The organism is Shewanella sp. 11B5, from assembly GCF_002836795.1.
GTDB lineage: Bacteria > Pseudomonadota > Gammaproteobacteria > Enterobacterales > Shewanellaceae > Shewanella > Shewanella frigidimarina.
The window spans coordinates 1-9,001 of the sequence record NZ_PJAP01000251.1; the positions used below are offsets into that span (position 1 = coordinate 1).

The window sequence follows — 9,001 nt, forward strand, 5'->3', positions numbered from 1 at the left end:
TTACTTTCTAGCTCAGACCATTTTTTTGAATGAAGAGGCTTTCCCTATGTTCGTTTGTCTTTGTCATGCTATTACCGACACTCAAATCAAAGCTGCTGTTAGCTTAGGTGACAGTTCGTTGGCTGATGTAAAGAAACGTCTTGGCGTTGCAGACCAATGCGGAAAATGTGCCCGCATGGCTAGTCAAATCATTCAAACACAGCTTGAGTACGAACCTAATTTCTATGAAGTTGCCTAGTCGCATTAATATATAAGTCGACTCTGCTTCCATAAAAAAATGCTGCTCATATGACATATGAGCAGCATTTTTTTATTCTACAATCCAGCAATCTTACTCTTGTATATCCAGATTATCGTCTTGCAAGCCGTCTTCTGCCAATGGTCCCATTTCGACATCAACACTGTCTACGCGTTGTAATCCTCTTGGTAACTTAGCACCACGACGACCACGCTCACCACGATAGTGCTCTAAATCGCTTGGTTTCAAGGTTAGCTTGCGCTTACCAGCCCACAAAGTTACTGCGGTATTATGCGGCACAAGATTTAAGTGCAAAAGTAACTCTTCACGATTCTTAGCGCGATCGGTTGGAATACCGATAATCTTATTGCCTTTACCTTTTGATAACTGTGGCAAGGCATCTAAACTAAACATCAACATTCGGCCTTCAGAGGTAATCGCTAACAACGACTGATCTGCCGTTTTATTGATTAACTTTGGCTGCATAGCAAGCGCATTGGTTGGCAGGCTGAGTAGTGCCTTACCGGCTTTATTACGGCTAACCAAATCTGGATAAGCACAAATAAAGCCATAACCCGCATCGGTTGCCAACAAGAAGAACTGTTCATCTTCGCCCATGAGCACATGTTGCATCGTCGCGCCAGGTGCCATATTAAAGCGTGTGGTGATAGGCTCGCCTTGGCTTCGCGCTGAAGGCAACGTATGGCTGTCGGTGGCAAATGCACGTCCAGTCGAATCAATAAACACCGCGGCTTGGTTACTCTTGCCCATCACGCTACAAAGATAACTGTCACCAGACTTATACGATAAGCCTTCTACATCGACATCATGGCCTTTAGCACAACGTACCCAGCCTTTATCAGACAATACAACAGTGACAGACTCTGTTGGCGTTAACTCTTGCTCAGTCAGCGCTTTGGCATCTACACGTTCAATAATAGGCGAACGACGATTATCACCATAAGTCTCACCATCTTGGATCAATTCTTTTTTCACTAAGGTTTTCAAGCGACGTTCAGAGCTTAACAATAACTCTAATTTGTCACGTTCTGCCGCAAGCTCATCTTGCTCACCTTTAATTTTAAATTCTTCAAGCTTGGCTAAATGACGTAATTTTAACTCTAAAATTGATTCAGCTTGTTTATCCGACAAGTTAAAGCGAGCCATCAACTCAGCTTTAGGTTCGTCGTTATAACGAATAATTTTGATCACTTCATCAATGTTTAAAAAGGCAACCATTAATGCTTCTAAAATATGTAACCGTGCTAATACTTTATCAAGTCGATATTGTAAGCGGCGAGTGACCGTTGTAAGGCGAAATTCCAACCACTCAGTTAACAGTTGTTTTAGCCCTTTTACTTTCGGACGGCCGTCGAGCCCCAACACATTGAGGTTAACTCGGAAGCTTTTTTCAAGATCTGTCGTCGCAAATAAATGGGTCATTAGCTGATCACAATCAATGCGATTTGAACGAGGCACAATCACTAATCGAACTGGGTTTTCATGATCAGATTCATCACGTAAATCAGACACCATCGGCAACTTTTTTGCCTGCATTTGATTGGCAATTTGTTCTAAAATCTTACCGCTACTGGCTTGATGCGGTAATGAAGTAATAACAATCTCGCCCTGCTCTTCACTGTAAACTGCACGCGCCCTGATTGAGCCTTTACCAGTATCATAAATCCGCTCAATATCAGCTCTAGGGGTAATTATTTCGGCTTCTGTTGGGTAATCAGGGCCTGGAACAAACTCCATTAGGCGTGCTAAATCCGCTTTAGGATTATCGATTAGCTCTATACAGGCGCCCACTAATTCACGCACATTATGCGGCGGAATATCCGTTGCCATGCCAACTGCGATACCGGTAATACCATTCAATAATATATGCGGTAATCGTGCTGGTAAGGTTACAGGCTCTTTCATGGTGCCATCAAAGTTAGGGCTCCAATCTACGGTACCCTGTCCTAATTCCGACAGTAACACTTCAGAAAACTTTGATAATCTAGCTTCGGTATAACGCATTGCAGCAAATGACTTAGGATCATCTGGCGCGCCCCAGTTACCTTGGCCGTCAACCAGCGGATATCGATAGGAAAATGGCTGCGCCATTAACACCATCGCTTCGTAACACGCACTATCACCATGCGGGTGATATTTACCTAACACGTCACCGACAGTACGGGCTGATTTTTTGTGCTTAGATTGCGCAGATAAACCTAACTCGCTCATTGCATAGATAATGCGTCGTTGGACGGGTTTTAGACCATCACCAATGTGCGGTAGGGCGCGATCCATAATCACGTACATGGAATAATTTAAATAAGCCCCTTCGGTAAAGCGCCTCAGCGGCATTTGCTCTACACCATCAAGGCTTAATTCAATCGCATCACTCATTATTCGTTTCCTGTGATTGTTCGGGTGCATTATAAAACAAGCGGTAAATATTACCTTTTAGATCATCTGAAATGTACATTGCACCATCAGGCGCATTAATCACATCAAATGGACGTGCAACCGGAAATTCTCCATCCAGAAAACTCACCACGGTTTCACGATTAATAATTTTGTTATCTTCCATTTCAAGCATCACAATTTGATAGCCGACTTTACTTGAACGGTTCCACGAACCGTTTTCAGCCACAAAAATATTTTTGCGATAACGCTCAGGAAATTGCTCACCTCGGTAAAAGCTTAAACCCGTAGCGGCAACATGTGCTGGCAATTCAAATTCGGGCAAGGTGATGTTTAAATTTTCCGGTTTATCATAGGCGGGTTCAATAACATCTTTACCGTGCAAATAAGGAAAACCAAAATGGCTGCCTTTAACGTCTAAACGGTTTATCTCATCAGCGGGAATATTATCCCCCATCCAATCTCGGCCTAAATCGGCAAACCACAACTTATTGGTATCAGGTGACCAATCAAAGCCGATAACACTTCGAAGGCCAGAAGCAACTTGCTCACTGGCACCGGTATCGACATTAATCGCTAATATACTGCCAAATGGCGAAGCTGCCTCGCACACATTACAAGGTGAACCGATGGCAATGTATAAACGCCCATCCGGTCCAAAATGCATTGAACGAGAATACTTTTTATCTAAGCTTGGTAAATTTGAATACACTTCACGCGCTCGACTAGGACGACGCAAGCGAGACTCGATCTCTTCAAAACGGATAATGCGATCTTCTTCGGTGACGTATAGTGAACCATTATGAAAGGCTAGTGCTTCAGGATAATCAAGGCCTCTGGCAATAAGATAACGTTTATCAACTTGGCCGTTTTGATCACTATCAACTAGCGCATAAACAGTGCCGCTTTTTTGAGAACCCACAAAAAGAGTGCCCTCATCGCCAACGGTTAATTGCTTAATATCGCCTAAATCGGAAGCATATAAACTTAATCCAAAACCTTTTGTAACGGTGATCATCACCGATTGCGCGGCAAAGGCTAAAGCTGGTGTCAGGGTTAAAAACATAACCCCCATGAAGGCTAATTTACCGCCCAAATTTACGTAAGATCGTAATCTAATATATTGCATGCTAATTATCTTTTGCCTTATGTTATACATTATTATTGGCACTAAGAAACACGACTAAAGCAACGCTAGGTCACCTTTGGTTTCTAACCAACTTTTACGATCAGGAGCACGCTTTTTGGCAAGTAACATATCCATTAATGCCACTGTCTCATCGGCATCATCAATAGTTAATTGCACTAAGCGTCTAGTATTGGGATCCATTGTGGTTTCACGTAGTTGCAACGGGTTCATTTCACCCAGACCTTTAAAGCGAGTCACTTGCACTTTACCTTTTTTATTTTCTGCCGTAATCCGATCTAAAATGCCGACTTTTTCAGCCTCATCCAGGGCGTAAAAAACCTCTTTACCAATATCAATACGAAATAACGGTGGCATAGCAATATACACATGACCATTGTTAACTAATACACGATAATGCTTTAAAAACAACGCACATAATAGTGTGGCAATATGCAATCCATCAGAATCCGCATCGGCTAAGATACAAATTTTACCATAACGTAATTCTGAAATATCATCACTGTCAGGATCGCAACCAATCGCAATTGAAATATTATGTACCTCTTGCGATGCTAACACTTGTCCGGAATCGACTTCCCAAGTATTTAAAATCTTACCTCTTAGCGGCATAATTGCTTGAAACTCGCGGTCTCGTGCTTGTTTGGCACTACCACCAGCTGAATCACCTTCTACTAAAAACAGCTCGCCTCGCATTGGGTCTTGGCCGCTACAATCGGTTAGCTTGCCTGGTAATGCCGGTCCGGAGGTGACTTTTTTACGTGCGACTTTTTTAGCGGCCTTTAAGCGGCGCAATGCATTACCAATACACAGTTCTGCTAACTGCTCTGCTAGCTCAGTATTGGAGTTTAACCACAGCGAAAAGGCATCGCGAGCAATACCAGAAACAAATGCCGAGCTTTGACGGCTCGATAATTTCTCTTTGGTTTGCCCAGCAAATTGAGGGTCTTGCATTTTTATCGATAAAATAAACGCCGCACGGTCCCAAATATCTTCGGGCGATAATTTAATCCCCCGAGGAACAAGATTACGAAATTCACAAAACTCACGCATAGACTCAAGCAAACCTTGTCTAAACCCATTCACATGAGTACCACCTAATGGTGTCGGAATTAAGTTCACATAGCTTTCACTTAAACTCTCGCCACCTTCAGGCAACCATGTAATAGCCCACTCAGCAGCTTCTAATTTGCCTTTAAAGCTGCCGACAAAGGGTTCTTCTGGCAATAAAACCGAGTCTTTTATCGCTTCTTTGAGGTAATCGGTTAAGCCACTTTCATAAAACCATTCATGCACATCACCATTTTGTTTATTGGTGAATTTAATCCGTAAGCCAGGGCACAATACCGCTTTAGCTCGCAAGATGTAAATTAACTTACTGACCGAAAAATTAGGTGAATCAAAATAACTTACATCGGGCCAGAAATGCACTCTAGTACCGGTATTACGTCGTCCACAAGTACCGGTTACCACCAACTCTTCAACCTTGAAACCATTCTCAAAGGCCATTTCGTATATTTGCGCATCACGACGAACACTGATTTCAACTCGGGTGGATAAGGCGTTAACAACAGAAATACCAACCCCGTGTAAACCGCCCGAGAACTGGTAGTTTTTATTAGAAAACTTACCACCAGCGTGCAATTTAGTCAGAATAAGTTCAACCCCAGGAATGCCTTCTTCAGCGTGAATATCCACCGGCATACCACGGCCATCATCGGTCACTTCAAGGGAGTTATCGGTATGGAGTACAACTTCAATTTTAGTCGCGTGTCCCGCCAGAGCTTCATCAACACTGTTATCAATGACTTCTTGCCCAAGGTGATTAGGTCTAGAGGTGTCGGTATACATACCTGGACGGCGTTTTACCGGGTCAAGTCCATTAAGGACCTCAATAGCGTCAGAAGTATATTGGTTGCTCATAATCCACACATTTGGAGTTAAATAGAGCCAAAGTTAGCTCAAATTGATCGTTGTTTGTAACGGTAGAAGGTTACAACTGAATAAATTTACATATTTTGTCTAATTGTTGTTCATAACCGACAAAACTGTGGTCGCCATTAGGCTCTAAATGTAATTCACAGCTATGGTACTTATGTAATGCTTGTCGATAATCTAACACTTCGTCACCAGTTTGCAACAGCACTAGGAAACGATCCGGGTGCCGGATCACATGAGTATTATACAACGCAACATCATCTTGATGCTGCGGTAGAACTTGATAATGCTCGTTGGTATCGGGATTATATTGAGGCCCGATAAACTCTTCAAATAATTCGAACGGTTTTACCGCCGGATTAATCAAAACTGCTCTACCACCATACGTTTCGGTTAAATAACTGGCAAAATAGCCACCTAATGACGAGCCAATAAAACGCAATGTCTGCCCTTGCTGTTTCGCTTGCTCAGCGATGTTGCACAATAAAGCCATTGCTACTGAAGGTGATGAAGGTAGTTGTGGTTGGTAAAAATCGACTTGTGGATAATGTTGCTGAATATAATGTGCGGTTTGAACGGCTTTATCCGACTGAGGAGAACTATTAAAACCATGTATATAAAGCAGCATATTCCCTCGCGAGACGGTTAATCAACACTAAACGTCCCTTAGTAACATAAGATGACGCGCTAAACTAGTATCCGCTGGCCTCATTATCTGGTGCAAATCGATTTCCAGGCACGCGATACACATTAGTACGAATGCTACCATCGCCTGCCAACTCCAGCAAACGATAACCCGGTTGACGATGATCTAAGGCAAAATAGGATGATAATGGTTTAAACTGAATACACGTCGAGGGTGTCGCCATTAATGGAATAGGACCATGCGGTCCACGATGGATATTATCTACTTGTTGGTGTACATGCCCCCAAAGAACGCCTTTCACTTGCGGGTAGCGACTTGTTCGTTGCAAAAAGTCTTCACCATTCATCATGCAATGCTGATCTAACCAAGCACACTGCATTAAAATAGGATTATGGTGCATCACTAATAACACATGTTTATCTGGTGTCGCCTTAATTGCAGCTTCAATCAAGGCAAACTGCTGCTCGCCCATATAGCCACCGGGCTTACCACGAACGGTTGAGTCGAGCATTAATATCAGCCAGTTACCAATAATTATCCGTTGTTGACCAAACACTTTTTCACCTTGCATACGCAGGCTCATTAAGCGGGGGTCATCGTGGTTTCCGGGTAAATAATGACAAGGCAGATCTAACATCTCAATCTTCTGCACAAAGTGCTGATAAGACTCAGGTGAATAATCTTGGCTAATATCTCCCGTTGCCAATAAAATATTGGCGGGATATTGAGTTGCAATGAACGTATTCAATACGGCTTGAAGACTTTGTGCCGTATTAACACCAAGCAATTGACCTTCGGGATCAGCAAAAAGATGCGGATCCGTCACTTGTACTAATCGCACAGGCTCATTTTCAGCAACAGAATAATGCACTGCGTCTTTAAGCACAAAATATTCCTAACATGGTAAAAAGAAGAAAAAAGCTACGATTGGCAAGTCACTCTCAGAGACCCAATCTTCAACAGCTCCTCAAGGAATGCATTCACCTGAAATTTTTCATCGCTATGATGCATATGTATATTCGGGTAATCATACACTGGCTTTAAGCGATAAATCTGTTGGCTAGTTAACACTTCTGCTAATTGAGCATCATGATAGACACGAACAATTGCGTTTGGAGATTTAAAAAAATGTCCATTTGGTATAGGGCGCGATATTTCGATTAACTGAGTATATTTAGTATTCTCAAGAAGATTGACCGACAACTTACCAAACTCACCTTCAACCTGCCAAGGCACATTGATCGTTATTTGATCGGGTAACCATTTTAAAATATGCGCATAATTTCGACCACATACCGCTAAAAATGCGCTGATATTCGGTTGATATTTTTGCTTTTTTTTCAGGTTAAACTCTGCCACTCAATCATTCCTATCTTGCTTATCACCATGTTCAATAAACTAAAGTGCGTCACGAATCTGTTGATAGTTTAGCATCAACCATTGAATGCCTAATACCGTCGATGCATTATCAATGCGACCATTATTAATCCACTCATAGGCTTGTTCACGGCTGACTACATGCACACGAATATCTTCATGTTCATGTTCAAGTCCGTGTATTCCACCCGCGTTGGTCGTATCAACATGTCCCCAAAACAAATGAAAACGTTCAGAAGTGCCGCCAGGGCTGACTAGGTAACTGTTTATTGGTGTTAAACCGAGTAAACTTAATCCCGCTTCTTCGGCCAGTTCTCGCTCTGCAACTTGTTCTGGAAATTCGCCGGGCTCAATCATACCTGCCACCAACTCAAGAAGCCAGATTGATTTAGTAGTTGCTAATGCTGGCACCCTAATTTGTTCGATTAATACAATTTCATCTCGAACCGGGTCATAAGGCAGCACGACGACCGCATGACCTCGCTCAAAAACCTCACGCGTAACCTCACCACTCCAACCGCCTTTAAACAACTTATGCTTAAAGGTGTATTCATCCAATTGGAAGAAACCTTTATACAAAACTTTTTTAGATATCAAACTAAAACCTGACTCTACGTCAAAGGTTGTTATCTCCGGTTGCTCAGACATATTTATCCTTGTCTATCAAAACGTAAACTAGCGGGTCATTTTAACAGTTTAAATTAACATAATTAAGAACTAAGCATTTGGGCTTGAAAAAGCAAAAACGGGTCTAATTAAAATAAAATCTGTTACACTTCAAATTTGACTTGAAAATGAAAAAATCACTACTATTAAGTAGTGCACAATATGTAGTAATCGACGTGTCATCATTGCTATATTGTCAGCAATATATAATGACCAATGAATTGTCGACATTGAACGACACTATCATCTGTAAATTATTGTGCATATTCATTGAACAAGTAAGTTAACACTGATTGCCGCGTTAAGATTGAATGATGATAAATCATTAACTTAACCAAGAGCATGACCAAATTTATAAGTTAATCAACACCTCAATTTACCGAGGAATTGTCTAAAAAGGGCAGCAAATGAAATTCAAAATTGGTTCATTATACGCAGCATTAGCATTTGCTATTGCAGCACCAGCAGTACAAGCTGACGATTTACTTCAAATTTATCAGCAAGCACTCACTAGCGACCCTATCGTTTTACAAGCAAAAGCACAACGTGATGCGTTATACGAGAGTATTGAAGA

8 protein-coding genes and 1 pseudogene are annotated in these 9,001 nt (G+C 41.9%); 2 read left to right on the forward strand and 7 right to left on the reverse strand.

The window, feature by feature from the left end; all coding sequences use genetic code 11:
• The first annotated feature begins 46 nt into the window (after positions 1-46).
• Positions 47-238, forward strand: coding sequence for a bacterioferritin-associated ferredoxin (locus tag CXF78_RS03240; protein WP_011638763.1), 192 nt, complete (start codon positions 47-49; stop codon positions 236-238).
• Positions 239-331: 93 nt separating this feature from the next.
• Here the strand turns inward: CXF78_RS03240 and parC are convergent, their stop codons facing one another.
• From parC to nudF, 7 genes are all read right to left on the reverse strand, one after another.
• Positions 332-2,635 (reverse strand): DNA topoisomerase IV subunit A, encoded by a 2,304-nt coding sequence (parC, locus tag CXF78_RS03245; RefSeq protein ID WP_102035966.1) that lies wholly within the window; start codon positions 2,633-2,635, stop codon positions 332-334.
• On the reverse strand, positions 2,628-3,782 hold the full coding sequence (locus CXF78_RS03250; RefSeq protein ID WP_374702267.1) for a PQQ-dependent sugar dehydrogenase: 1,155 nt from the start codon (positions 3,780-3,782) through the stop codon (positions 2,628-2,630). The genes parC and CXF78_RS03250 overlap by 8 nt, the downstream gene beginning before the upstream one ends.
• A gap of 54 nt (positions 3,783-3,836) precedes the next feature.
• The gene (gene parE, locus CXF78_RS03255) at positions 3,837-5,723 is read right to left on the reverse strand and encodes a DNA topoisomerase IV subunit B (protein WP_059744637.1); all 1,887 of its coding nucleotides are present in this window, start codon (positions 5,721-5,723) and stop codon (positions 3,837-3,839) included.
• 70 nt (positions 5,724-5,793) lie between these two features.
• On the reverse strand, positions 5,794-6,366 hold the full coding sequence (locus CXF78_RS03260; protein WP_102035968.1) for a YqiA/YcfP family alpha/beta fold hydrolase: 573 nt from the start codon (positions 6,364-6,366) through the stop codon (positions 5,794-5,796).
• A 64-nt stretch (positions 6,367-6,430) separates the two neighbouring features.
• Positions 6,431-7,270 carry a 3',5'-cyclic-AMP phosphodiesterase gene (gene cpdA, locus CXF78_RS03265; RefSeq protein ID WP_011638768.1) on the reverse strand — a complete coding sequence of 280 codons (840 nt, stop codon included), beginning with the start codon at positions 7,268-7,270 and terminating at the stop codon, positions 6,431-6,433.
• Positions 7,271-7,305: 35 nt separating this feature from the next.
• Positions 7,306-7,743 (reverse strand): DUF1249 domain-containing protein, encoded by a 438-nt coding sequence (locus tag CXF78_RS03270; protein ID WP_102035969.1) that lies wholly within the window; start codon positions 7,741-7,743, stop codon positions 7,306-7,308.
• 39 nt (positions 7,744-7,782) lie between these two features.
• On the reverse strand, positions 7,783-8,409 hold the full coding sequence (nudF, locus tag CXF78_RS03275) for an ADP-ribose diphosphatase (protein ID WP_011638770.1): 627 nt from the start codon (positions 8,407-8,409) through the stop codon (positions 7,783-7,785).
• A gap of 425 nt (positions 8,410-8,834) precedes the next feature.
• Between nudF and tolC the strand changes: the two are divergent.
• Positions 8,835-9,001 (forward strand): annotated as a pseudogene (gene tolC, locus CXF78_RS21775) (outer membrane channel protein TolC); the annotation flags it as partial.